Origin of the sequence: Stenotrophomonas sp. NPDC077461, assembly GCF_049545475.1 — a bacterium.
GTDB lineage: Bacteria > Pseudomonadota > Gammaproteobacteria > Xanthomonadales > Xanthomonadaceae > Stenotrophomonas > Stenotrophomonas nematodicola.
Map to the genome: position 1 here is coordinate 22,631 of NZ_JBMWDO010000009.1, position 24,419 is coordinate 47,049.

At 69.3% G+C, this 24,419-nt stretch carries 19 protein-coding genes; all 19 read right to left on the bottom strand.

Annotated features, from left to right (window positions below; translation table 11 throughout):
- Positions 1-3: 3 nt before the first annotated feature.
- Complete coding sequence (locus tag ACPEH8_RS15100) at positions 4-2,823, bottom strand: NfrA family protein (protein WP_423667314.1); 2,820 nt, start codon at positions 2,821-2,823, stop codon at positions 4-6.
- Positions 2,820-4,964: a glycosyl transferase family protein gene (locus ACPEH8_RS15105; RefSeq protein ID WP_136003638.1), complete on the bottom strand. Its 2,145-nt coding sequence runs from the start codon at positions 4,962-4,964 to the stop codon at positions 2,820-2,822. Before ACPEH8_RS15105 ends, ACPEH8_RS15100 begins: the two co-directional genes overlap by 4 nt.
- A 6-nt stretch (positions 4,965-4,970) precedes the next feature.
- Positions 4,971-7,187 carry a hypothetical protein gene (locus ACPEH8_RS15110; RefSeq protein WP_423667317.1) on the bottom strand — a complete coding sequence of 739 codons (2,217 nt, stop codon included), beginning with the start codon at positions 7,185-7,187 and terminating at the stop codon, positions 4,971-4,973.
- The gene (wecB, locus tag ACPEH8_RS15115; protein ID WP_017356675.1) at positions 7,184-8,368 is read right to left on the bottom strand and encodes a non-hydrolyzing UDP-N-acetylglucosamine 2-epimerase; all 1,185 of its coding nucleotides are present in this window, start codon (positions 8,366-8,368) and stop codon (positions 7,184-7,186) included. The genes ACPEH8_RS15110 and wecB overlap by 4 nt, the downstream gene beginning before the upstream one ends.
- A gap of 172 nt (positions 8,369-8,540) precedes the next feature.
- Positions 8,541-9,716 carry a nicotinate phosphoribosyltransferase gene (gene pncB / locus ACPEH8_RS15120; protein WP_313274885.1) on the bottom strand — a complete coding sequence of 392 codons (1,176 nt, stop codon included), beginning with the start codon at positions 9,714-9,716 and terminating at the stop codon, positions 8,541-8,543.
- 111 nt (positions 9,717-9,827) lie between these two features.
- Positions 9,828-10,673, bottom strand: a complete 846-nt coding sequence (locus ACPEH8_RS15125) for a glycosyltransferase family 2 protein (protein ID WP_017356673.1) — start codon at positions 10,671-10,673, stop codon at positions 9,828-9,830.
- Entirely contained in the window at positions 10,670-11,524 is an 855-nt protein-coding gene (locus ACPEH8_RS15130; RefSeq protein ID WP_017356672.1) for a glycosyltransferase family 2 protein, read from the bottom strand. Before ACPEH8_RS15130 ends, ACPEH8_RS15125 begins: the two co-directional genes overlap by 4 nt.
- Before the next feature lie 64 nt (positions 11,525-11,588).
- Complete coding sequence (gene gspD, locus ACPEH8_RS15135; protein WP_136003631.1) at positions 11,589-13,790, bottom strand: type II secretion system secretin GspD; 2,202 nt, start codon at positions 13,788-13,790, stop codon at positions 11,589-11,591.
- Positions 13,791-13,799: 9 nt separating this feature from the next.
- Complete coding sequence (locus tag ACPEH8_RS15140; protein ID WP_166472601.1) at positions 13,800-14,606, bottom strand: general secretion pathway protein GspN; 807 nt, start codon at positions 14,604-14,606, stop codon at positions 13,800-13,802.
- Positions 14,596-15,354 (bottom strand): type II secretion system protein GspM, encoded by a 759-nt coding sequence (gspM, locus tag ACPEH8_RS15145; RefSeq protein ID WP_136003626.1) that lies wholly within the window; start codon positions 15,352-15,354, stop codon positions 14,596-14,598. The genes ACPEH8_RS15140 and gspM overlap by 11 nt, the downstream gene beginning before the upstream one ends.
- The gene (locus tag ACPEH8_RS15150) at positions 15,329-16,489 is read right to left on the bottom strand and encodes a PilN domain-containing protein (RefSeq protein ID WP_312707733.1); all 1,161 of its coding nucleotides are present in this window, start codon (positions 16,487-16,489) and stop codon (positions 15,329-15,331) included. The genes gspM and ACPEH8_RS15150 overlap by 26 nt, the downstream gene beginning before the upstream one ends.
- Complete coding sequence (locus ACPEH8_RS15155) at positions 16,486-17,352, bottom strand: general secretion pathway protein GspK (RefSeq protein ID WP_017357531.1); 867 nt, start codon at positions 17,350-17,352, stop codon at positions 16,486-16,488. Before ACPEH8_RS15155 ends, ACPEH8_RS15150 begins: the two co-directional genes overlap by 4 nt.
- Positions 17,349-17,990, bottom strand: a complete 642-nt coding sequence (locus tag ACPEH8_RS15160) for a prepilin-type N-terminal cleavage/methylation domain-containing protein (RefSeq protein ID WP_423667320.1) — start codon at positions 17,988-17,990, stop codon at positions 17,349-17,351. Before ACPEH8_RS15160 ends, ACPEH8_RS15155 begins: the two co-directional genes overlap by 4 nt.
- Entirely contained in the window at positions 17,987-18,415 is a 429-nt protein-coding gene (xpsI, locus tag ACPEH8_RS15165; protein WP_017357533.1) for a type II secretion system protein XpsI, read from the bottom strand. Before xpsI ends, ACPEH8_RS15160 begins: the two co-directional genes overlap by 4 nt.
- Complete coding sequence (xpsH, locus tag ACPEH8_RS15170; protein ID WP_166473631.1) at positions 18,412-18,912, bottom strand: type II secretion system protein XpsH; 501 nt, start codon at positions 18,910-18,912, stop codon at positions 18,412-18,414. Before xpsH ends, xpsI begins: the two co-directional genes overlap by 4 nt.
- A complete protein-coding gene (gene gspG / locus ACPEH8_RS15175) occupies positions 18,912-19,340 on the bottom strand; it encodes a type II secretion system major pseudopilin GspG (RefSeq protein WP_017357535.1) in 429 nt (142 codons plus the stop codon). Before gspG ends, xpsH begins: the two co-directional genes overlap by 1 nt.
- A 47-nt stretch (positions 19,341-19,387) precedes the next feature.
- On the bottom strand, positions 19,388-20,608 hold the full coding sequence (xpsF, locus tag ACPEH8_RS15180; protein ID WP_262071570.1) for a type II secretion system protein XpsF: 1,221 nt from the start codon (positions 20,606-20,608) through the stop codon (positions 19,388-19,390).
- A gap of 37 nt (positions 20,609-20,645) precedes the next feature.
- A complete protein-coding gene (gene gspE / locus ACPEH8_RS15185) occupies positions 20,646-22,373 on the bottom strand; it encodes a type II secretion system ATPase GspE (protein WP_136003618.1) in 1,728 nt (575 codons plus the stop codon).
- A 123-nt stretch (positions 22,374-22,496) separates the two neighbouring features.
- On the bottom strand, positions 22,497-24,356 hold the full coding sequence (locus ACPEH8_RS15190; RefSeq protein ID WP_423667323.1) for a S8 family peptidase: 1,860 nt from the start codon (positions 24,354-24,356) through the stop codon (positions 22,497-22,499).
- Between the last annotated feature and the right edge of the window lie 63 nt (positions 24,357-24,419).

Sequence of the window (24,419 nt, forward strand, 5' to 3'; positions counted from 1 at the left end):
TGGTCAGTAGTAGAGCGTGGCGGTGGCGAACAGGCCCTTGGCCCGCTGGGTGTCGCCGCCGCCAATGGCAAAGCGGTACTGCACGCCCAGATCGAGGTACGAGCGCGCCGCGTTGTAGTGGTCTTCGCGGAACCAGTAGCGCACGCCCACGCCCGGCCCGGCACCCAGCGACCAGCTGCTGGCGGTGTCGGACAGGTCGAAGGACTGCGCGCCGATCAACGGATAGGCGATGCCGCGCACCTTGGAACGCTGATCGATCCAGTCCGCACCGACCACCAGGTAGGGATTGATCACCCAGCGGGTCTGGTCGGCGCCGAAACGGTAGCTGCGTCCGGCACGCAGCTCGGCCGCGCCAAACCACTGCTGGCGGCGCAGGCGGCCGTCGGAGTCGGTCAGGCGCGCCATCGTGTCACCGTTCATGTCGATGCGGTCGACGGTGAAATGCGCACGGTTGTCATCCCAGCTGAAGCCGGCCTGGGCATAGCCGCTGATGGTCCACCACTGATTGACGTCGGTGCGTACGCCGGTGCCGTTGTAGAAGCCGTAGGTCAGGTAGGACATCCAGCCGCCGGCGTTGTCGCTGAGCCGGTAGCGCGCGGCGGTGGTCATCTGCAGCGGCTGGCTGGATTCCAGCTGGATACGGCACTGGATCGCCGCCGAATCCGGGTAGACGCCGCCGTTGCGGGTGGCCGTGCCGATGAACTGGCGGCGCTCGATGCCGGCGCTCAGGCCGGTCTGGCCGAAGGCGTAGCGGACGCCGAACGAGGCGATGGTGGACGGCCAGCCGGCAATGGAGCGCGACCGGCTGAGGCGTTCGGCACGCGCGCGTGCGTCTTCGGTCGCCACGCCCGTGCAGGGGTCCACGGCCAGGATCGACTCGTAGGTCCCGCCTTCGTCGTACAGCGTGTTGGCGATGCGCGCATACGCCTCCAGCGTCCCGTGGCGGGTGTTCAACGCCGGCGGACGCCAGAACGCTTCCAGCGTACCGAACACCGAATCGCCGGGCGTGCTGATGGCCGCGCCGCCCAGATTGGTGGCGGCCTGGCGCGCACCGCGGTAGCCGGCCGAGGCGGTGATGCCCCATTCGCGCGAGAGATTGGCGATCGAGCTGCGGGTGTTGTAGCGCTGGCTTTTGTCCAGCTTCAGCGTCCCCGCGTCGGCGCTGTCGATGGCGCCGCGCAGCAGGCTCACGGCCTGGCGGTTGTCGCCACTGGCGGCACTGGCGTAGGCCTGGTCCAGCACCACGGTCGGCGGTGCCTTGCCGGTGGCCTGGGCCGCGCGGAAATCGGCCAGCGCCTGGTCGGGCTGGCCGACGCGCTGGTTGAGGTAGCCGCGCTGCATCAGCAGACCGGCATCGGCGGGCCTGGCTGCCAACGCCGTATCCAGCCGCTCACGGGCCTGTGCCGCCTGGGCGCGATCACCGGCCGACAGCGTGGTGGTCAGCAGCGACTGCAGTGTCGGGTTCTGCGGATCCTCCTCCACTGCGCGCTGCGCCTGGCGGATCGCTTCCTGGTAGTCCTGCCGGCCGAACGCCGCGTAGGCACGCTGCGCGGGGCCGCCTTCGCCCTGCAGGTCGGCCGGCATCAGTTCGCACTGCGTGCCGTAGGGCGTGTCGCGGCACTGCTGGAACGGTGCAGGGTAATCGGCCAGGGTGAGTTCCTTGCCGCTTCCGGCATGGCGCAGCGTCTTGGCACGCTGCGCCACGGCAGCCTCGAGGACCTGGCGCGCATCGCCATCCAGGTCGGCATAGGTGTCCTGCTGCAGCGGCTGCAGCAGCGCCGCCGCGCGCGCGCGGTCACCGGCCGCGATGGCGGCATCGGTGGCGAGCAGTCGCACATTGCGCCGCTGCTGGTCGTCCAGCCAGTCCTGCTGCAAGGCCGCATCGAAGTCGGCATTGGCCGCCTCGGTCTTGCCCTGGCGCTGGCGCAGGTATGCGCGCATGACCAGTGCCACGGTATCTTCGCTGTCGTTTTCCAGCGCCTGGTCGGCGGTGCGCTCGGCCGCAGGCAACTGCTCGTCGAGCAGTTGCGCGGTCATCAGCAGCAGCCGGTGGGATGCCACGTCCGGCGCACGCGCAACGGCCTCCCGGGCATAGCCGGTGGCCGCGTTGAAATCCTGCGCGATCAGCGCCTGGTAGCCTTCCTGCGCCGGCTTGACCGCGCGCTGGCGCCCCAGCGCGACACGCTTGGCCTGCAGGTCGCCGACATTGGGCGCGCCCAACTGGATGGCCATCGCCGCCGCCGCATCGGCCTGTTCCAACTGCTGCTGCGCTTCCAGCGACGCCACCCACAGGGTCGCCCAGGCGCCCTGCTGCGGCTGCTGGCGGAAGGCCTGCTCGGCCTTGCTGGCCGCTTCATCCATGCGGTCGTTGTTGTAGGCCTCGTACGCCTGCGTGGCCAGCGCGAAGGCACGCTGGTACGCCTGTTCGGACGCGCTTGGCCGGGCGGCCGCGGACGGGCGGCCGCCGCTGGTGGAGGCACCGCGCGCTGGCGCCGCAGTGGCCAGACCGGGCAGCGCCGGGTCGCGCAGGCCATCGGCGATGGCCCGCTGGGCCAGGCGGCGTGCCTCGTCGGGGCGGCCGAGTTTCTGCGCGGCGTAGATCTGCAGCAGGCGCAGGCGGACCACGTCGGGGCGCAGGCGCGCCGCCTCGGTGGCCGTGCGGTAGGCCTGCGGATAGTCACCGCGCTCGTAGGCACCGAACGCCTGCTCGGCAATGCGGTAGGCGTTGCCGGACAGCGGCAGCGGTTCCTGCGCCTGCGCGCTGGCGCAACCCAGCCCGAGCAGGCTCAGCGCGATCATGCTCGAAAGCAGCGTGGTTCTCATGCCTTCAGCTCTCCGCTGGCACTGTACTGGGGAAGGCCCGAGCGGCGGTGCTGCTCGCGCACGGCGGTGGCGATGGCCGCTTCGGTGGCCACGCCATGTTTGACCAGATAGTCGCCGATGCGGCCGTCGCGCTGCGGCTTGTACTCGTCCAGCACGCGCTCGAACTGGTCGCGCGGGATCAGGCGCATTTCCACCAGCAGGTCGCCGAGCAGCGGCACCGCGTCGATGCGGTAGGTCTCGCCACTGATCAGGCGCAGGCCGGCATTGATCTCGCTTTCGCGGGCGATCGACTGCACCACCGAGGTGGCCGGCAGCCCCTTCAGCAGTTGCGCCTGTTCGGCCTCGGACAACGGGTTGGCGACCGCCACCGACAGTTCGTCGGGCGTGTCCGAGGGCAGCGGCAGCAGCCGCCACTGCACGCATGCGTCCACCGGCAGCGGGAACTGCCCGCTCTGCAGGTACGCCACGTCGATCACCGCCCGCGGCAGGTCACCCTGGAAGGCGATGGCTTCGGCCAGCGTTTCATCATCCAACCACCCCTGCGAGACCAGAATGCGGCCGAGCGGCTGCTGACGCCCGCCCTCCTGCTGCTGCAACGCTTCTTCCAGCCGTTCCGGCTCGACCGCCTGCCAGGTGGTGAGCAGCTCGCCCAGGCGTTTGCGGGTCTGCACAAGCTGCGAGGCGCTGGGGAAATCGTGCATGGTCTTGTCCCATACCATGCGCTTGCCGAACAGCAGGTACAGCAGGAACATCCGCCACGCGCGGGCGGTGGCCATGAAGTTGATCATGTTGCCGACCACCATGCGCGGGATCGACATCAGCGCATGTTCCCAGCCGTACAGCTTGTTGACGAAATAGAAGCGCTGCACCACGCGCGTGGCCAGTGCGGCGGTGGTCAGCAGCGCCACGTTCATCTGCCAGGTGCCGGCCTGGAAGATGGTGGGGAACTGGGTGTTCCACAGGCCGCTGACCTTGAGCACCCAGAACAGCAGCAACTGCAGGAAGATCACGTAGGCAATGATGCTGACGAAGGACGTGACAATGCCCTTGCGATCGCGCGCGAGCAGGTATTTGGTCGCCAGCGAGCCGCGCCAGCCCAGCGTTTCCCAGCTCTGCAGGCCGATGCCCAGCACCCAGCGCGCCTTCTGCCGGTAGGACGCGCGGAAGTTGTCGGGGAAGTACTCACGCACGCACAGCGCCATGCCCTGGGTGCGCTCGCGCACCGGACCCCAGCCAAACCACGACGGACGGCGCACGCGGAACTGCACCGGGAAGCGCGCGAAGATGGAATGCATGCCCATCGCCGCCAGTCGCGCGCCGACGTCGTAATCCTCGGTCAGGCTGTCAGTGTTGAACGGCTGGTTGTTGGTGGCCTCGCTCAGTGCCAGCAGTGCCTTGCGCGAGAAACACGTGCCGACGCCGGCCGAGGGCACCATGCCGGAAACGCTCTCGCGCACCACCAGGTCCTTGGCGTGCCATTCGGCGAACTCGTCCATGTACACGCCGGCGATCAGCTCGTACCACTCGCGGTCCAGCGAGGTCACCGGCAACTGGATCATGTCCTTGCGCGGCAGCAGGTAGTTGAAGAAGCGCAGCTCCATCGGGTGCAGCACGTCCTCGCTGTCGTGCAGGATCACTCCGGCAAACTCGATGCCGTGGCGCTTCTCGTAGTCGAAGATCGACAGGATCAGCCAGTTCAGGCAGTCGGCCTTGCTGGTCGGCCCCGGATGCGGCACTTCGACGCGACGCAGCCGCTTGTAGCGGCGGCGCATGCGCTCCACTTCGGCGATGGTTTCGGCATCGTTGGGATAGGTGCCCACGAAGACGATGTACTCGCGGTAGTCGAGCACGTCGATCATGTTCTCGACCATCTGCGCGATCACGTCGTACTCGGCCCAGGCCGGCACCATGATCGCCAGCGGCTGTTCCGGCCGCTGCAGCAGGTCCTGCTGGGTCAGCGGCCGGTATTCGCGGCGCTTCTTCACTGTCAGGGTGCGCCAGGTTTCGCGCACCCAATACCAGACATCGATGAACAGGTCGTCCAGGCTGGAAATCAGGATCAACACGGCCACCGCCGCCGCGACCGTTTCCAGTCCGGCGTAGTAGTTGGCCAGGTAGATATCCCAGTGCAGGCCGTCCACGGCGAATCAGTGACCGGTCGAGGCGGACTTGCGGCGACGACGGACCTGCGCAACGCGCGCGGCCAGCAGCATGAACACCACCACGCCCACCAGCACCAGCAGCCACACCATGTGCTGCTGCCAGACCGGTTCGGGATTGCCCTGCTTGGCGACGTTGGCACCGGTCGGGTCCTGGCCATCGAAGTCCTGGACCACGCCACGCCCGTCCAGCAGCGCGATGTTGCCGCGGATCAGCCGGAACGGTTCGCCGATCTGCGGCGCATGCGCGCCGAGCTCGCGGTAGATCACCCCGGTCCTGTCGCCGCTGCCGACGACTTCCACCAGCGCCGACTGGTCCAGCCCGGCCACATCCAGCAGCACCTGCTTGCCGGTGCCGGCGATCACCAGGTGGCCATCGCGCACCGCGCCGCTGGACGCCACGTCCTGCGGGGCCAGCGCAAAGCTCAGGTAGGCACCGGTCGGCGCGATGGACGCCTTGGCGTCACTGACCTTGAGCACCGCGTGGGTCGGCGAGGCGCCGGCGGCGCTGGCGATGTGGATCACCTTGGCCAGCGAGGCCGGCGCATCCTGCAGCCAGGTCGCCGGTACGAACACGTCGTGCTTGCCGGCGAGCTGCGCGGCGGCGCCGACGAAGTCCGGCGCCATGCTGCGGTCGGCCAGGCGCAGGTGGCTGCTGGGCAGCACCGACACCGGATAGCCGGTGGCCGGGTCATGGCAGTACGGCCGCGCCGGTTGGCGCAGGAAGCTGATTTTTACCTGATTGCGGGCGGCCAGCGCGTAGCTGGGCACGGTGGCGACCAGGCGTTGCGGCTTGCCGTCGTTGGCCAGCACCTTGGCGCCGAGCAGGTAGTCGTTGAAGAAGATGGACGCTACCGCGCCCTGCCCGGCCGGGTTCGGCGCGGCAGACACGTCGAGCACCACTTCGCTGGGCAGACGGCCTTCGCTGGACAGTGCGCCCAGATCGAACGTGGCAATGCGGTCACCGCGCGTGACGATGTCCTGGGTGCCGGCCATCGCTCCGAGGCGGCTGAGCAGCACCACGTCCTTGTCGGCCTGCGGCAGCAGCGCCTGCTCCACCTGCAGCGAACGGCCCAGCGCATAGGCGCGCCACTGTTCGGTCAGCAGGCCGGCCACCTTGGCGCCGGCCCCCACCGCGACCAGCAGGGTCGGACGCCCGCCGACCATCGCCACCTGCACCGACGCGGTCCCCGGGGCGGTTTCCAGGCCGGCCATGTCGGCGCGGCGCCACTGGGTGAATGCCGCTGCCGCATCGGGCGACGCCGCAGCGACCTCGGTCGCCAGCGCATCCAGCGCGGCGCGCACGGCGGCACGCAGCGGGTCGCTGGTCACCGCCACGTCCGGCGCGAGCGGACCGTCGGCCAGCGACAGCAGCGCGCCGACTTCGGCCAGACTGCCGATCCGGTGGGTGGCGCTGCCATCGGCAAGGGCGGCATACGCGGGAATGCCGGCCAGGCTGGCCGGGATCACCAGCCCGCGCAGGTCCACCGTGCCGCCCACGGCCGGCAGGCCCACCACGTCCACGCGCTTGCCGCCATTTTCCAGTGCAGTGCCCACGCGCCAGGCCGCGTCGTAGCTTTCCACGCCGAGCGCGCGGCCATCGACCAGCAGGCGGACCCGGGCCGGCAACGCGCCCCATGCCTTGGCCACGGTGTCGATCTGGCGGCCATCGAAGCGATAGCTGAAGCGCGTGTCCGGCGACAGCCGCAACACGTTGGCCGGCGCGCTCTGGTCGGCGCACTGGTAGTCGGACACCACGGACCACCAGCCCACGCCGAAGCGGACGAAGCCGCTGGGACGGGCGAAGCCGTCGATGCCGATCAACTGGCTGGCGTCGCCCTGCGCGTCGGTGATCGAGCGCGCCGAGACCGGGTCGCCATCAACCGACAGCAGACTGGAGGTACGCCCGGTATGGCCGCGCACGTAGCGGGCATCGAGCTGCAGCTGCGCCTCGCGGGTCTCCACCCCGGCGGGCACCGGCAGGTAGATCTCGCGCTGGCTCTCCTGCCCGCTCAGCACCACCGGCTGGGTGAAGCCCAGGTCGCGGAGGGTCATGCTGCGGCTGACCGTGCTGTCGCCGGCCCACTCGGTGAACTGGCCGGCCACACTGTCGGCAGCCAGCGCCGTCGGCAGGGGACAGATCAGGACCAGGGCCAGCGGCAATACCTTGGAGAAGCGTGCGGTACTACGGTTGGTCTTGGTCATGAGGTGGCTTCAGTCAGGAAGGGAGTGGACAGAGCGTCGACCGCACGGCCGGGCACGAACTCGTCAAAGGGCACGCCGCGCAGCGCGGCGACGATGCGCGCGGATGCACGGCCGTCGCCGTAAGGGCTGGCATCGGGGCGGAACCGGGCAGGGGTCGGTGCGGCATCGCAGGCGGCGCCAACCTCGGCAACGATGCGCGCCGCGTCGGTGCCGACCAGCTTGACCACCCCGGCCTGCACGGCTTCAGGGCGTTCGGTGACATCGCGCATCACCAGCACCGGACGGCCGAGCGCCGGCGCTTCTTCCTGCACACCGCCCGAGTCGGTGAGCACCACATGCGCGCGCTGCATCAGGCGGACGAAGTGCAGGTAATCCTGCGGCGGGATCAGGTGCACATTGTCCAGGCCGCCGAGGTGCTGGTGCACCGGGCCCTGCACGTTCGGATTGAGGTGGACCGGATAAACGATTTCCAGATCCGGGCGACGGGCCAGCTCGGCCAGCGCGCGGCAGATGTTGGCAAAGCCGTCGCCGAAGCTTTCGCGGCGGTGCCCGGTGACCAGCAGCAGCTTGCGACCCGGGGTGAGGAACGGGAACGCGGCATCCAGACCCGCGCGCAGCGGCGCGTCGCGATCGATGCGGTCCACGGTCTGTTCCAGCGCATCGATCACGGTGTTGCCGGTGATGGTGATGCGGCCCCCGAGATTCTCCTGCTCCAGGTTGTAGCGGGAGCTGGCAGTAGGGGCGAACAGATGATCGGCGACCACGTCGATGACGCGGCGGTTCATTTCCTCGGGCCAGGGCTGATCGAGGTTGCCGGTGCGCAGCCCGGCTTCGACATGCCCGACCGGGATGCGCCGATGGAAGGCGGCCAGCGCAGCGGTCATTGCGGTGCTGGTGTCGCCATGCACCAGAACGCGGTCGGGCTGCACCTGCTCGTAGAGCGCATCGAGCTTGGCGAACAACCGGCCGCACAAGCCGTTGAGCGTCTGGTTGGCGACCATGACGTCGAGGTCGTGATCGGGTTGGATGTCGAACAGCGACATCACCTGATCAAGCATCGCCCGGTGCTGTCCGGTGATGCAGACCACGGAGTGGATTCCCGGCGCTGCTTCCAGCGCGCGGACCAGGGGGCCCATCTTGATGGCTTCAGGGCGAGTACCAAAGACAGAGAGAACCTTCACCTGACCGCTCCATGTGCTGACTAACGATGTGTGACGTCCATCACGCAAATCGTAGGCCAAGTGGGGCTTCCTAGCCAGCTCAACGTGATGCGTATCACATTTCGACATCCAATGTGACGCTGTACGTCACTTTGTGTCGCCACCCGAATGTGATTGTCTCTCTGTGGGCGCGTTACTCAGGTGAAAGTTCGAACACCTGGCGCAGATAGGCCAGGTAGCCGGGGTCGTCGCACATGCTCTTGCCGGGCGAGTCGCTGAGTTTTGCCACCGGCTGGCCGTTGCAGCGGACCATCTTGATGACGATGTTGAGGGGCGTCGGACCGAGGTCGTTGGTGAGGTGCGTGCCCACGCCGAACGCCACCTGGCAGCGCCCGCGGAAATAGTCGAACAGCTGCATCACCTTTTCGATGTTGAGCCCGTCGCTGAACACCAGCACTTTGCTGCGCGGGTCGACACGACGTGCGTTGAAGTGCGCGAGCATGCGGTCGCCCCAGGTGAACGGATCGCCCGAATCGTGGCGCACGCCATCGAACAGCTTGCAGAAGTACATGTCGAAATCGCGCAGGAAGGCCTCCAGTCCGACCACGTCCGACAGGGCGATGCCGAGGTCGCCACGGTACTCGCGTGCCCACGATTCCAGCGCCGCCACCTGCGAATCGCGCAGGCGCGGCCCCAATGCCTGGAACGCCTGCAGGTACTCGTGCGCCATCGTGCCGTGCGGCGTCATGCCGTACAGGCGGGCGAAATGCACGTTGCTGGTGCCCACGAACTGCGCGCCCAACGCATCACGCATCATCGGCAGCATGCGCGCGTGCCACGCGCGCGAGTAGCGGCGGCGGCTGCCGTAGTCGGCAATGCGGCACAGCTCGAAGCCGGGCGTATCGCGCAGCAGTGCGGTCTTGGCCTGCAGCCGCCGCTCGCCTTCGGCGAAGTCGGGCGTGCTGGTATTGCGGAACCAGACCTCGTTGATGATCGCCAGCAGCGGTACTTCAAACAGGATGGTGTGCAGCCACGGGCCGGTGATGTCCAGCTCGATCTCGCCGGGAACGGTGTCCGATGCGCGCAGGCCGATGTACTTGCGGTCCAGGTGGAACAACCCGAGAAAGTCGGCGAAGTCCGGCTTGACGAAGCGCAGGCCGCGTACGTAGTCCAGCTCTTCGGCGGTGAAACGCAGGCGGCACAGGTGGTCGATCTCGTCGTTGATCTGATCGATGTACTGCGCCAGGTCGATACCCGGCGTGCGGCATTTGAACCGGTACTGCACCTGGGCGCCGGGATGCTGGTGCAGCACCGCCTGCATCATGGTGAATTTGTACAGGTCGGTGTCGAGCAGGGACTGGATGATCATGCGGAATCCACGCGCGTTCGGAAGGTGCGCCGGTAAAGTATGCGCCGGGCGTGGCGTTCACCGGCGCCCGGGCGCGGCCGTGCTTGACCACGCGTTCATCTCGGTGCGGCCTCAGGCCGGGCGTCGTGCCCGCAGCAGGCGCGGCACCTGCGCCGCCGCGTGGGCCCAGATCGCTGTCCATACCGCGCCCTGCACCAGCAGGTTGCGGCGCGGCGCCTCGAACTTGCGGAAGTAACGCCACAGTCCGCGGTGCTTGTGCCATTCGACGAAGAACGGCCGCGAGCGGCTGGAGACGCCACGGACGTGGGTGACCTGCAGATCGTTGGCAATGGCCACCACCGCCCCGGCATCGCGGGCGCGGCGGCACAGGTCCAGGTCTTCGGCATGCAGGCGGTAACCGGCATCCCACCCGCCAAGGCGGTCGAACAGACTCCGTGGCATCAGCAGCAGCGCACCGGACAGCGCCGGCACGACCTGCAGGGTCTGCGCCGGATCGGCCGGAATCGCCAGGCGCGCGCCACGGCCGGGATTGCGCAGCATCGCGGCGAAATCCGGATCGCGGCGGCGTACCGCGTCGTCGCGGCGACCGTCCTCGTCCACCTGTTCCACCCCGAGCAGACAGTCGCCCAGTTCGGCGGCGCGGGCGCACAGCCGCGACAGTGTGTCCGGCACGACCAGCAGGTCCGGGTTGATGAAGGCCAACCACGGCGCCTGGCAGTCGGCCACGCCCTGGTTGTTGGCGGCCGCAAACCCGGGGTTGTCCGGATTGGCGATGAAGCGTACCCGCGCATCGGCCGTGGCGTGGCGCTGCACGATGTCCAGGGTCGCGTCGGTCGAGCCGTTGTCGACCACGCGGATCTCGGCGACATCGTGGGCGGCGCGCAGCCGGGTCAGGCAGGCATCGAGGGTGCTGCCGCTCTGGTAGCTGACAATGATGGCGGCGATGGCGTGGCTCAAGCGGGAAACTCCGGTGCGGCGGGCGGCGCGAACAGGTCACCCTGTGCACGTGGCATTATCGCCTGCTGGTAGCTCTGCTGCAGCGCCTGGCGTGCCTGGCGCAGCGGATCGCCCATCAGAAAGGCGGCAAGCCGTGGCCGCCAGCCAGGCCAGCGCGTGCCCAGCGCGTCCATGTCCCCGTCGTGCGCACGGCCCTCGTCTGCCCGCGCGACGAACGCGGTTTCGCACAGCGCATTGCGCCAGCCCAGCCCGGCCATGCGCAGGCTCAGGTCGATCAGCGCCGCATTCCAGGAGCCGTAGCTGTGCGCGTCCAGGCCCCCCGCCCTGCGCCGCGCGTTGCCGCGCAGCAGCACCGCGTGGGTCACCGCCGAGGGCAGTTCGGGGTGCACTGGCGGCAATGCCGCGCAGGCATGGGCCACGGCATCGAGCGCCTCCGGGACCGGATTGATTTCACCCAGCCGTGGCCAGGCGGCGGTTTCACCGGCATTGCACCACGGCGTGGCCGAGCCGATCGACGGATCGTGCGCGAAACAGGCCTCCAGCTGCTGCAACCAGCCCGGCGCGGGGATCGCATCGGGCGCCAGCACCACCACATCGGCACCGGCACAGGCCTGCAGCATCTCATCCAGGTGCGCCACCTCGCCGATGCTGCGCGCGCGCCGGGTGTATTCGGCACGCAGCCGGGTCTGCGCCAGCCAGTGCTCGATCACCGCCTGCGCCCGGGGCCCGGCCTGCCCGTCGTCGGCCAGCCACACCGCCGTACCGGCAGCGGTGCCGGTCTCCAGGGCGCCCAGGCACTGGTCCAGGGCGGTGTCGTCGACGCCGATCGGCAGCAACACGATCGTCCCCATCGCTTCCCCCTGTCTGTGGTGGGTGCCGGATGCGCGCAGCGTAACAGGCAGCGCGGGGGGCGCGTCAGTTCTTCTTCGGGTGGTTCGGGAACGGCTCCATCGCACGGAAGCGGCTGCTGTATTCGTCGGTCAGGTTGCGCGACTCCTGCGCGTTGCGCACGATCGTCGGGGTGAGCAGTACGATCACTTCCGAGCGACCGCTGTTCTGGGTCTTCCTGCCGAACAGCGCACCCAGCACCGGGATCTTGCTCAGCCCCGGCACGCCGTTGCTGCCATCCTCGTCGGAGTTGGTGATCAGTCCGGCCAGCATGATGGTATCGCCGCTCTGCACGGCCGCCTCGGTGGAGATCTTGCGGGTATTGATCGGCGGGTTGCAGGTGGTCTTGGTCGGATCGCAGCCGGCGGGAATCGCGCCGGCCGAGCTGACCTCCTGCACGATGTCCAGGAACACCACGCCATCGCGGGTGATGCGCGGGCGCACCTTGAGGATCACGCCCGTGTCCAGGTACTGCACCTGGCTGTAAGTGTTGTCGCCGCCCACGCCGGTGTTGACCGAGACCGAGTTGATCGGGATCTGGGTGCCGACGTTGAGCGTCGCCTCGGCATTGTTGCGGACGAAGATGGAGGGGGTCTGCAGAAGGCGCAGGTTGCTGACCTTGTCCAGCGCGGTGACCACGGCGGCCGCGTTCTTGCCAAGGAAGGTCCAGCCCACGCCTCCATCGCCGACGACCCCGGAAATGCTGCCCCAGATCGAGCGGCCCAGGGCGCTGGGCAGGTCGACGCCGCTTTCGGTCTTGCCGGTGGCCACGGCCTGCTCGAAGAACCAGTTGACGCCGTAGCTGAGGTCGCCGGTGAGCGACACTTCGGCCACCTGCGCCTCGATGTGCACCTGCATCGGCATCACGTCGAGCTTTTCGATCACCTCGCGGATGGAGCGCCAGGCCTGCGGCGTGGACCGCACCAGCAGGGTGTTGGTTTCCTCCACCGCCGACACGCCGACGCTGTCGCCCTGCACTTCCAGGTTGAAGCTGGCGTTGCCTGCCTGCCGCTGCGGCAGGCTCATGCTGCCCTCGCCCAACCCGCCACGGCTGTTGCCGTTGCCGCTGCCGGTGGTACTGATGTTGTTGGTGTTGCCGCCCAGGTCGCGGCTGCCGACCTCCATCTGCGAGCCCCCCGGCGCCAGCGAGGCGCTGCTGCTGCCACGGCCGCGGCCGTTCTCGCTGGCGAACGCCTCGGCCAGGCGCTCGGCCAGGTCCTTGGCTTTGACGTAGCGCAGCTCGTAGGAGAACAGGCGGGCGCTGCCGCCGGCGGTGTCGATGCGGTCCAGCCACTGCTGGATCTGGTCCAGGTAACGTGCCTGTGGGGTGATCACCAGCACCGCGTTGGCATTTTCCAGCGGCAGGAAGCGGAACATGCCCGCGCTGGGGGTTTTGCTCTCTTCGCCGAACACCTTTTCCAGATCCGCAGCGACCTGCTCGGCCTTGCCCGACTGGATCGGGAACACGCCCACCGACATGCCCGACAACCAGTCGACGTCGAAGATCTCCACCGTGCGCAGGTAGTTTTCCAGTTCGTTGCGGGTACCGCCGAGGGTGATCACGTTGCGCCCGCTGTCGACGTTGACGATCGCGTTGGGCCGCGCATACGGCTCCAGGACCTTCTTCATCTCCGTGGCGGAAATGAACTGCAGCGGCACCACGCGCACCTCGAAGCCACGCGCGCTGGCGGCCGGGGCGGTGCTCGGCGCGACCGTGCCGGCGAGCGCCTGGTCGGCGGGCACGATGTTGTACCGGCCGCCGCTGTAGACCATGCGCGCGTTGTTCCAGCCCAGCACCATTTCCAGCAGGTTCAGCGCCTGCGCCGACGACACCGGCTTGGGCGTGGCCAGCGTCACGGTGCCCTGCACGCCCGGCGCGATCACGTAGTTCTGCCCGAGCATGTCGCCCAGGATGGCCTTGACCACGGCATGCACCGATTCGCCTTCAAAGTTGAAGGTCGCCTGCCCGCTGCCGGCCTGCGAGAGCGCCGGCTGCGGCGCCGCAGCGGCGCTGCGGTTGATCATGGTGCCGGTGCCGCGGCGGATCACCGCCTGCGGTGCGCCGGCCTCCAGGCCTTCGGTGGCCACGCCCTCGCGCGAGCCGTCGCCGGCCACCACCTGGTGCGGCCCGTCCAGCACGGCGTCGCGACGCACCTCGGGAGCAGGCACGGTGGCGCAGCCCACCAGCAGGGCCACGGCAAAGGAAATCGGGAAAAGACGCAGTGTCATGCTTTCACTCTAAGGGTTTTGGCCGGAGCCGCCCGCGGGCGGTCGCTGCGACGACTGTTGTTGTTGCTGCTGTTGCTGCAGTTGCTGGCGGCGCGCCTGGATGCGCTCGCGGATCGCACTCATCTGTTCTTCGCTGGGGCCTTCGTTCTGCGCCGGTGCCGGCGCGGGTGCCGGTGCGACCGGCCGCGCCATCGCGGCGGGCGACGGGCCATTGGTCGGCCGGGCCTGGGCCGCCGCCGACGCCGGTGGTGGAAGCGCGGGCATCGGCTGACCAGCTGGCGGCACGCCTCCACCGGGCGTGGGGTTGCCGAGCACGGTGGGCGGCTCGCCGCCCTGCCCGTTGAACACCGGCAGCTCCAGTACCTGGGTGCCGCCGGGGCCGGCGACAGTGGCACGACGCGGCTCCAGCGCCAGCAGCTGCCAGCCGTTGACAGCATCGCCATTGAGGCGCAGGCGCAACGACTGGTGCTGGTCGGTGGTAAGAATGGCCATCGCGAAACTGTCGGTGAGCAGCACGCCGGTCAGACTGACCGTGCTGGCCGCACCCGGTTCGCTGCCGCCCAGCAGGTAGGGCCGGGGGGTACGGTCTTCGGCAAACAACGGGCGCGTGCCGATGTCGGCGTAGCTCGCGGCCGTGGCCATGCGCTCGGGGGCCGCAGGCGGCAGGACCGGCAGCGCGGCGGCGCCGCGTCCGGGCGGCGGCGCCGGACCCAGGCGACCGCCCAGCCCGAACAGGGTCGCCAGCCAGATCGCCGCGGCCCAGGCCAGTACCGCAGCCAACCACCAGGTGCGCAGGGGCGCCACGTCAATTTTCATGCGCGCCCTCCTCATCCGGCACCGCGTCGCCACCGTCCGCGTCCATCGGTGCGGCGGGCATGGCCATCGCATCCCCCATCGACGGCGCGGCGACCGCTGCGGCGGATGCCGCGGCACCGGCGGCGTCGGCCGCAACGGGCGCCTGCGCGATGCCATCGGTCGCGGTGTCGTCCAGATACCCCACCAGCTCGAACGACACGTCCAGCCCCGTCCCGGTTTCGCTGGGCGACTGCTGGAAGCGCTGCGCGAGCAGGTTGAGATTGTCGATGAACAGACGCGGCGTGCCGGTTTCCAGGGTGTGCAGCACCGCCGCCATTTCCGGTATGCCGCAGCGCAGCCGCACCTGCAGCGCCACCCGTGCAAAGCGCGCATCCGGCGTGGTATCAGGCAGGGGCGAGCGGTTGCTGATCGTGCAGCTGCGATTGCCCGGGCTGGCCGAAGCAACCGCATCCTGCAGGCGGGTGGAGAGCGCGGCGGCGGCGGATTCGGCGGTGGCCTCGCGCAGGAAACCGGGGCGTCCCTGCAGCGCCGCGCGTGCCTGCGCCAGGCCCTGCGCCACCTGTGTGCGCTGCTGCAGCTGGGCCTGCACGCGTTGCTGGCGCTCCTGCAGCCCGGCAATGTCGGCATCGATGGCGCGCAGCGGCTGGGTAAACCACGGGTGCACCAGCAGCAGGTAGGCCACGCCGATCACCGCGATCAGCAGTGCCAGCGCCAGCCAGCGGTCACGGCGTGTCGTTGGTTGCGCCATCGGCACCCTCCGACGTTGACGGGATGGAGGCGGTGCCCTGGCCGGGCAGTGGCTGCAGCTCGGCGGTCAACGTGAAGCGGTCGCGGCCGGCGGCGCCACCGTCGGCCTGCAGCACACCGGTCAGGTTGACCTTGCGCCACAACGGCGACACCTGCAGCAGCGGCACCAGCTGCGAGGCTTCACGGCTGAGCCCGATCAACTGCAGCGTGTTGCCTTCGATGGACAGCTTCTCCAGATAGGTTCCGTCGGGCAGCAGCCGGGTCAGCTCGTTCCAGATTTCCACGCTGCTGGCATGGCGCCCGCGCTGTTGTTCCAGGAACGCCGCACCGTCCACCAGCGACTGCAGCTGCTGGCGTTCGGCCGCCACCTGGCGGGCGTCGCGCGCCGCTGCATCGACCTGCGCCCGCAGGCGCTCGGCCGCCGCCTGGCGGTTGTCCAGCAGCTGCAGGCCAGCAAGTACCAGCAGCAGCACGCTGGCCGCGCCCAGCAGCAGGTTCCAGCGCCGCATCGGATCGCGCGTGGCCTGGCGCTGTGCCGGCGGCAGCAGGTTCACGCCGAGCGGCACGCCGGCTGCATCGACCGCATCCAGTCCGGCCAGCCCCTGCGACCACGCGCCGTACTGCTGCGCCCACTGCGCCAGCGCCTGCAGCGGCACCACCACCAGTTCGACCTGGAGCTGGCCGTCGTCGAGCACGCCGAGCTCGCGTACGTCGAAGGCGACCTGGCTTGCATCGAACGGCGTCTGCCGGTCGATCTCGAAACGCACCACGTCGTGCAGCCGCTCGGCCGCGGCCGCCGGCAGCCGCAGTGGCCGCCGCAGCACCGCCGAGGCCGGCAGCAGCCAATGCCGCGGCAGGGTACGCAGGCGTGCGTCGAGGAGACTGTCCAGCGCAGTGGGCGACGTCGAGAGCGGCACGTCCACGACCGGGCCGATCATCGCGCCGGTTTCCTGCATCAGGCGCACCTGCCCCGCCTGCACGGACAGCAGCAGGCGCGAGCGCGACCAGCCCAGCGCCCACTGCCAGCGCGCCGGCAACCACGCCAGCAGCGAACGCCGCCACCAGCGCAGGCCACGGCCCACACCCGGCGCCATCTGCCCCTGCGCCCGCACCAGACTGTCACGCCATGCCGTCATCGTGCTGCCATTCCCTGTTCCCAGCGAAACACTGTGTAGACCCTTCCCGGCGTACCCGCCGACCCCATCCGCACGACGGCGCGCAACACCGAAACACGGCCCCGCGCGTCCGTGGCGCGGCTCTCGATACTATAGGTGCCGCCGCCGCTGGCAAGCGGTGCGACAGGAACACCGGCTTCGACCGCCGCCTGCGCACGCTCGCGTTCGGCCAGCAGCCGCTCGGCATCCAGCCCCAGCGCGCTCAATACCGGACCGGCGGCGAAGCGAGGGTCCGGCCGCGACTGGCGGCTGTACAGCGTCAGCATCGGCTCCATGCGCGCATACAGCGCCGCATCCATGCCGAGCACCCGCTGCAGTTCGCCCAGGCTGTCAAAGCGCGCATTGCGCGCGCCATACGGCAGCCCGGCTGCCCGGTAGTCCGCCGTTTCGGCGCCGCCGCCGGGTTGCTTGAGGTTGTCGGCGTCGCGCCAGTCCAGGATCGCCCCGGCCAACTGCTGGGCACGTGGCGGCGGTTCACCCAGCGCGCGCAGGAAGCCGGACAACAACGCCGCATCGGCAAGGTTGAGATTGATCTTGCCGTTCTCATCGACGATACGCAGGTCGATACGGCGTTCGTCGAACTGCCACCGGTAGCGCCGGCCATCGGGTACCCACGCCGGCTGCGTGGCGGTGGGCTGCAGGCGGTGCAGCGCGTATTCCAGGCCCGCCCGCGCATGCTCCTGGCCGATTGCGTCATCGCCGACCACGCGTTGCTGAAGATGCTCCACCCGGGCGGTGAGCGCGTACGCGCCCACCACGGCCGTCAGCAGCGCGATCAGCCACAGCACCAGTACCAGCGCGGCCCCCCGCATGCGCCGCGTCATGGGCGCGCGGCCTGCTGCTGCGACAACGCCACCACCAGCGTGGGCCAGGCCGGCCCCTGTGCCGGCTGCACATCGATGGACACCAGCAGCGGCAGGCGCCGGGTATCGTCCCACCGGTCCTGCCAGGCGCCGACGTCGCCGGTGCGCGGGTCGATGCCGCGATAGCGGAAGTGCACGCCGCGCAGGCCATCGACGAGCAGTTCGGGGGCGCGCGGCGGGGTTTCCTCGATGCGCTCGCCGTTCTGCACCAGGGTGAGCGTCAGGTCCAGCCGCTGAGTGCGGCCATCGGGGCGCAGCGCGAGTTCGTGCACATACGGCCCGCCGCGGCCGAGATAGCCCGGCAGTTCGGACACGAACAGCATGTGCTGCGCGTCACCGGCGAAGTAGACCGGCTCGCGGGTCGGGTCCGGCGGCGTGGTGGCGGTGCGCGTGGCCATTGCCAGGCGGCGCCGCAGGAACCCTTCGACCGCCCGCATGCGCTCGTTGTGCGCGGCCACCGCTTCGCCCCGTTGGCTGATCGCCATCGCCGAGCGGATCGTAGCGAACGCCAGGGCCAGCCCGCCCACCAGCAGTGCGGTGGCCAGCAGCACTTCGATCAGGGTGAACCCTGCGCGGGTGTGAACCGCCAGCGGCCTCATCGGGGTGCCCCCGGCACTGCGGCCGTTGCCGGCGGCAGCAGGCGCAGACTGCGCCACTGCAGCGTCTCGCCGCCACCGTCGCCCCAGCGCACCTGCAGGGTGATCCGGGCCAGGCGCGGCGCAGCGGGGTCGATGACCGACGGCGCGGTATCGCCACGCGCGTCCACGAACGGCTCCACCTGCAGTTGCCAGCGGTAGCGGCCGTCCTCCCACTCACCGCGGGTCTGCCCCGGTTGCAGCGGCGCGTCGATGCCGGTGGCCTCGAGCAGCGACTGCGCATGCAGTACCGCGCGGGTCCGCAGATCGGACTGGCCGACCTGTCGCGACGCGCCGGACAGGCTGCCCAGCAGCAGGGTCAACGCCAGCGCCAGCAGCGCGAACGCGACGATCACTTCCAGCAGCGAATAGCCGCGCTGGCGCTTCATGGACGGTCCCGCCGCATGCCCGAGCGCACCTCGCCGGTGATCCAGCCCACCTGGATGTCCCACACCGCATCGCGCGCGCTCAATGCGATCCGTCCCCCGCTGGCGCCGCCATCGGGATAGAACGCGATGGCGGCCTGGCCGGGCCCGGGGGCGACTTCGCGCGCCGCACTGACCTGGACCTCCAGCGTCGCCGGCAGGGTGCCGTGGCGGCCATTGGCGGCGGTCCAGGTACGCGCCTTCGGGTCCACCACGAAGCGCTGCTGCTCACCGGTGGCGATCGCCTGGGTCCGGGTGTAGCGCAGCTGGTTGGCCATTTCCTTGCCGGCGTTGCGCAGCCGCATGCCGTCGATGCCCCCCCGCATGCCACTGGCGGTGATCAGCCCGACCACCGCGATCAGGGCCACCACCAGCAGCATTTCCAGCAGCGACAGGCCACGCGCGCCCGTCCGCGGGGCAGCGCGGTGGTGGCGCGGCGGGTGCGGGGCGGCCGCCTCGATCACTCGTAACGGATGTCCGCGTCGTAGCTGCTGCCGCCGACCTTGCCGTCCTTGCCGAGGCTGATCAGCTCGAACGGCTGGCCTTCGCCGGGCACGCGGTACTCCAGCGCGTGGCCCCACGGATCGTTGAGATCGGCCGGCTTGGCGTACGGGCCGAGCCAGCCGCTGCTGCCGCCGGGCTGGGTGACCAGGTCGTCGAGCTTGGCCGGCAGCTTGCCGGTGTCCAGCTGGTAGTTCTCGATCTTGCCGGCCACGGTCTGCACCTGGGCCTTGGCGATGTTGGCCTTGCCGCGGTCGGCGCCGCCGAGAACGCGACTGCCGACCAGGGTAAGCACCGCGCCGATCAGCACGATGACGATGATGATTTCCAGCAGGCTCATGCCCGACTGGTTGCGCGGCGAGGAGAAGCGGATCAGGCGGCGTTGCATGCAGTGGGCTCCTTGGATCGGGTCGGTCGGGGATGGGCCGGCGGCGCTCAGCCGATGGCGTTGGTGAGGTCGTACAGCGGCACCAGCACGGCCACGATCACCAGCCCGACCACCGAGGCCAGCACCAGGGTGATCACCGGTACCAGCGCCGACAGCAGGCGGTCGATCGCGCGTGCGCTTTCCTGTTCGAACGTGTCGGCGGTCTTGAGCAGCATGGTATCCAGCGCGCCGGATTCCTCGCCGACCTGGATCATCTGCAGGGCCAGACGTGGGAAGCGCTTGCCGCGCGCCAGCGAGGCGGACAGGCCGTTGCCGTTCTTGACCTCGTCGCTGGCCGCATCCACGTCGGCCGCCAGCGCGCGGTTGCCCAGCACGTTGCGGGCGATGCCCAGGCCGGACAGCAGCGGCACACCATTGCGCAGCAGCGTGCCGAGGGTGCGTGCCAGCCGCGCGGTTTCCAGCTTGGCCACCAGCGCGCCGATGCCGCGGCGCTGCAGCAGCCAGCCATCCAGCGCCAGGCGGAACGCCGGCTGGCGCAGTTTGCGCTCGATCACCAGCGCCACCAGCGCCGGGACCACGATCACTGCGATCCAGCCTTCACGCACCACCGTGCCGGCCGCCAGCACCCACTGGGTAAACCAGGGCAAGGCCACGTCCAGGCTTTCGTACATGGTGGCAAACTGCGGCACCACATAACCGAGCAGGAACAGCAGCGCGCCGCCGACCACGGCCAGCAGGATCGCCGGATAGATCAGCGCGTTGATCACCCGGCCTTTCAGCTCGGCGCTGCGTTCGAGGTAGTCCGACAGGCGCTGCAGGGTGTCGTGCAGGCTGCCGCCGGCCTCACCGGCGCGCACCATGTTGATGTACAGCCGCGAGAACAGGCCGTGCTGGCGTTCCAGTGCGGTGGACAGCGCGGCGCCCCCACGCACGATGTCGCGGATCTCGGTGATCACCCGGCGGCTGCGCTCGTCCTCGGGCAGCTCCAACAGGATGGTCAGCGCGCGATCCAGCGGCTGGCCCGCGCCGAGCAGCGTGGCCAGCTGCTGGGTGAACTGCACCAGCGCGGCGCCGTCGAACGGTTTGCGCCGCAGCAGCGTGGCCCACGACGATGCGCTGGCCACGCCGTCGCTGGCCAGCCGCGCTTCCATCGGCACGTGGCCCTGGTCCTGCAGCCGCGCGGCGACCTCGGCTTGGCTGGCGGCCTCCATCTGCCCGTCGAACAGCTCACCGTGGGCGTTGAGCGCCTTGTAGCGGTACTGGGGCATGCTCAGCCGCCGCTCCGCTGCCGGCACGCGCGGCGCATCAGGATTCCTCCGTCACGCGCAGCACTTCCTCAAGGGTGGTGTGGCCCTGCAGCGCCTTGGACAGGCCATCTTCATACATGGTGCGCATGCCGGCGGCGCGTGCGATCTGCTCGATCTCGCCCATGCCGGCACGCCGCATCACCGCACGCCGCAGTTCGTCGTTCATCACCAGGAACTCCATGATCGTGGTGCGCCCCAGGTAACCGGTGGGCGCTGCCGCCGACGGCTGCGCGCGGTACAGGAAGATCTCGCCCTGCGGCTGCAGGCGGCGCAGGCCGAACTTCTCGATCTCCTCCGGCGAGGCCGGATAGCGCAGCGCATGCGACGGCTCCAGGCGGCGCACCAGGCGCTGGGCGAGGATGCCGTTGATGGTGGACGTCAGCAGATAATCCTCCACGCCCATGTCGAGCAGGCGGGTGATGCCACCGGCGGCGTTGTTGGTATGCAGCGTGGACAGCACCAGGTGGCCGGTGAGCGCGGACTGGATGGCGATGCGCGCCGTTTCCAGATCGCGCATTTCGCCGATCATGATGATGTCCGGATCCTGGCGCACGATGCTGCGCAGGGCGTTGGCGAAATCCAACCCGATCTGCGGCTTGGCCTGGATCTGGTTGATGCCTTCGATCTGGTATTCCACCGGGTCTTCGACGGTGATGATCTTGACGTCGGCGGTGTTCAGCTGGCTCAGCGCGGTGTACAGCGTGGTGGTCTTGCCCGATCCGGTCGGGCCGGTAACCAGCAGGATGCCATGCGGCTGTTCCAGCACCCGGCGGAACTGCGGCAGGAAGGCGTCGGTGAAGCCGAGGCGCTGGAAGTCGAACACCACCGTGTCCCGGTCGAGCAGGCGCATCACCACGCTCTCGCCGTGCGCGGTGGGGACCGTGCTCACGCGCAGGTCCAGCTCTTTGCCCTGCACGCGCAGCATGATGCGGCCGTCCTGCGGCAGGCGGCGTTCGGCAATGTTCAACCGGGCCATGATTTTGACGCGGCTGATCACCGCCGCGGTCAGATTGGCCGGCGGACTTTCGCCGTCGATCAGCACACCGTCGACGCGATAGCGCACCTTCAGGCGGTTCTCGAACGGTTCGATGTGGATGTCCGAAGCGCGCAGTTCCACCGCGCGTTGGATCACCAGGTTCACCAGGCGGATCACCGGCGCTTCGGAGGCCAGGTCGCGAAGATGTTCGATGTCGTCCACCGCAGCGCCTTCGCCGTCAGCGGTCTCGATGATCGCGCCCATCGCGCTGCGGCCCTGGCCGAACCAGCGTTCGATCAGATCGTCGATCTCCGAGCGCAGCCCCACGTGCAGGCGCACCGGAACCGAGGTGGCCAGCTGCACCGCCTCGGCGGCGTACGGGTCCTGCGGGTCGGAGACCCACAGGTCGAGCACGCCGTCCTGCAGCGCCAGCGGGCAGACGTGAAACTGTTTGAGAAAACGCAGCGACAGCGGCAGCGTTTCGAGCAGGGCCTCGGGCGGGCTTTCCGGAACCGCCTTGGCATCCAGCAACGGCAGCCCCAGCACCTCGCTGCTGGTCTGGGCATGGTCGCGCTCGGACACCAGGCCCAGCCGCACCAGCAGCTGCAGCAGGCTGCCGCCGGATTCACGGTGCAACGGACGCGCGCGCGCGAGGTCGCCTTCCTTCAGGCGCCCCTTCTGCAGCAATACGTCGACTAGTCGTGTTTCCGCTGCGGATTCGGCAGTGGGATCGTGGGCAACCGCGTTCACGAAGCTCTCCTGGCAACCCCTGCGACTTTAGCAGTTCGTCGCGATCCTACGCGGGATTCCCCGGTGCGGAATGCAAAAGCGGGAGCCCGTCACAAGACGGACTCCCGCAGCAGGGCGATACGCTTACTGGTTGGCGACGATGCTCACGCCGCTGAACGCGGACTCGCCGACCAGCTTGATGTAGTACGTGCCCGCCACCGGCGCGGTGAAGCGCACGGTTTCACTGTTGCCCGGACGGGTCGACTTGGCGTCGTAGGCCGTCGCGGTCGGTTCCTTGCCCTGGCTGACGTACACCGACACGTTGCCGCTGCCACCGTAGGTCAGCAGGCTGAGCACCTTGCCGGCCTGGGCCTCGAAGCTGTAGAGCACTTCGCTGCCACCGGCGCCGCTCAGGCCGCCCACCGCCACCTTGTTGGTCAGCGGCGTCGCGGTCGGGCCGCAGTCCTCGGTGCACGGCTCTTCCAGCGCCTTGTCCAGCGCGGCCTTGGCATCGAGGATGCCGGTGCCGATCGGGGTGGACGCCGGAATGCTGACCGGGAACGGACGGGCCGTCTCCTTGAGCAGGGTCTCCATCGCCGCCGGGGTCAGCGGGTCGCGGTTGTTGGCGATCAAGGCGCTCTGCACCAGCGCGGCCACGGCGGCCACGTGCGGCGAGGACATCGAGGTGCCGCCCTTGCCACCGTAGGTGGAGGTGCCCAGCTCCGGCGAGGTGGTGCTGCTGGACACGGCCTGCCAGACGAAGCCGCCCGGGTTGCCGTCGACGCTGCCGCCGCCACCCGGTGCGGACAGATCCACTGCCGGGCCGTAATTGGAGTAGTAGGTGATGCCACCGGTGATGCGGGTGGCACCGACGGCCACCACGTTGTTGCAGTTGGCCGGACGTGCGTTGGCCACCGGGCCGCCGTCGTTGCCTGCCGCCACGATCACCACCGTGCCGCGCTGCACCGCACCGTTGATCGCGGCCTGGTAGACCGGATCGCACGCGCCACCGCCGCCCAGGCTCATATTGATGATTTCGGCCGGGTTGGGGTTGGCCGGAATGCCGGCCACGGTGCCGCCGGACGCCCAGGTGATCGCATCGGCGATATCCGACAGGCTGCCACCACACTTGCCGAGCACGCGTACCGGCAGCACCTTGGACTTGTACGCGACACCGGCCATGCCGATGCCGTTGTTGGTCGCTTCGGCCACGGTACCGGCCACGTGCGTGCCGTGCCAGGAGCTGTCATCGGCAAGCGAGCCCTGGTAGCACTCGTTGTCGTTTTCCACCCAGTCGCCGTAGTCCAGGGCGCCGGGCACGCGGTCATTGGTGGGGCGACGCGAGCGCGCCGCGTTGCTGATGAAGTCGTAGCCCTCCAGCAGATTGCCGGTGAAGTCCACATGGTTGGGCACGATGCCGGTATCGATCACCGCCACCACCACGCCCTCACCCTGGGACACGTCCCAGGCGGCCGGTGCGTTGATGCCGCCCACGGCGTTGTGGAAATGCCACTGGTACTGCTGGTAGTACTGGTCGTTGGGCACCAGTTGCGGGGTGGCGTCGGCCTTGGCGCGCAGGTCGGCGCGCTGCATCAGCACGTCGGCCACGGCGTACTGCACCGAGGGATCGGCCGACAGTTCGGCCAGCACCTTCTGCAGTTCGGCGCCGCCGAGCCGGCTCTGCAGGCGGATCAGATCGGCACCCACGCCGAGCGTGCGCACCACCTGCGGGCTGAGCGCGTTGGCGCGCACGGTGCCACCGTTGAGGCTCGCCCGCGACAGCGCCGAATGCACCACCTGCAGCTTGGCCGAGCGGTCGGACGCAGCAGCGGTGCCGCTGCGGTACTTGATGATGATGCCGTCGCTGACCTGCTGCGCGACAGTGGCCGCGCGTACCGGCTCTTCGGCGCGAAGGGTGCCGGCAAACGCGGCACCGGTGCCGACCGACATCGACAGCAGCGCGGCTGCCAGTACGTTGATGCGAAGGTTCTGCTTACTGATCACGTTGAAGTCCTCTTCAAGGTCATGGATCAAACGACTGTTCAGGCCAACACTCCATGCGACAAC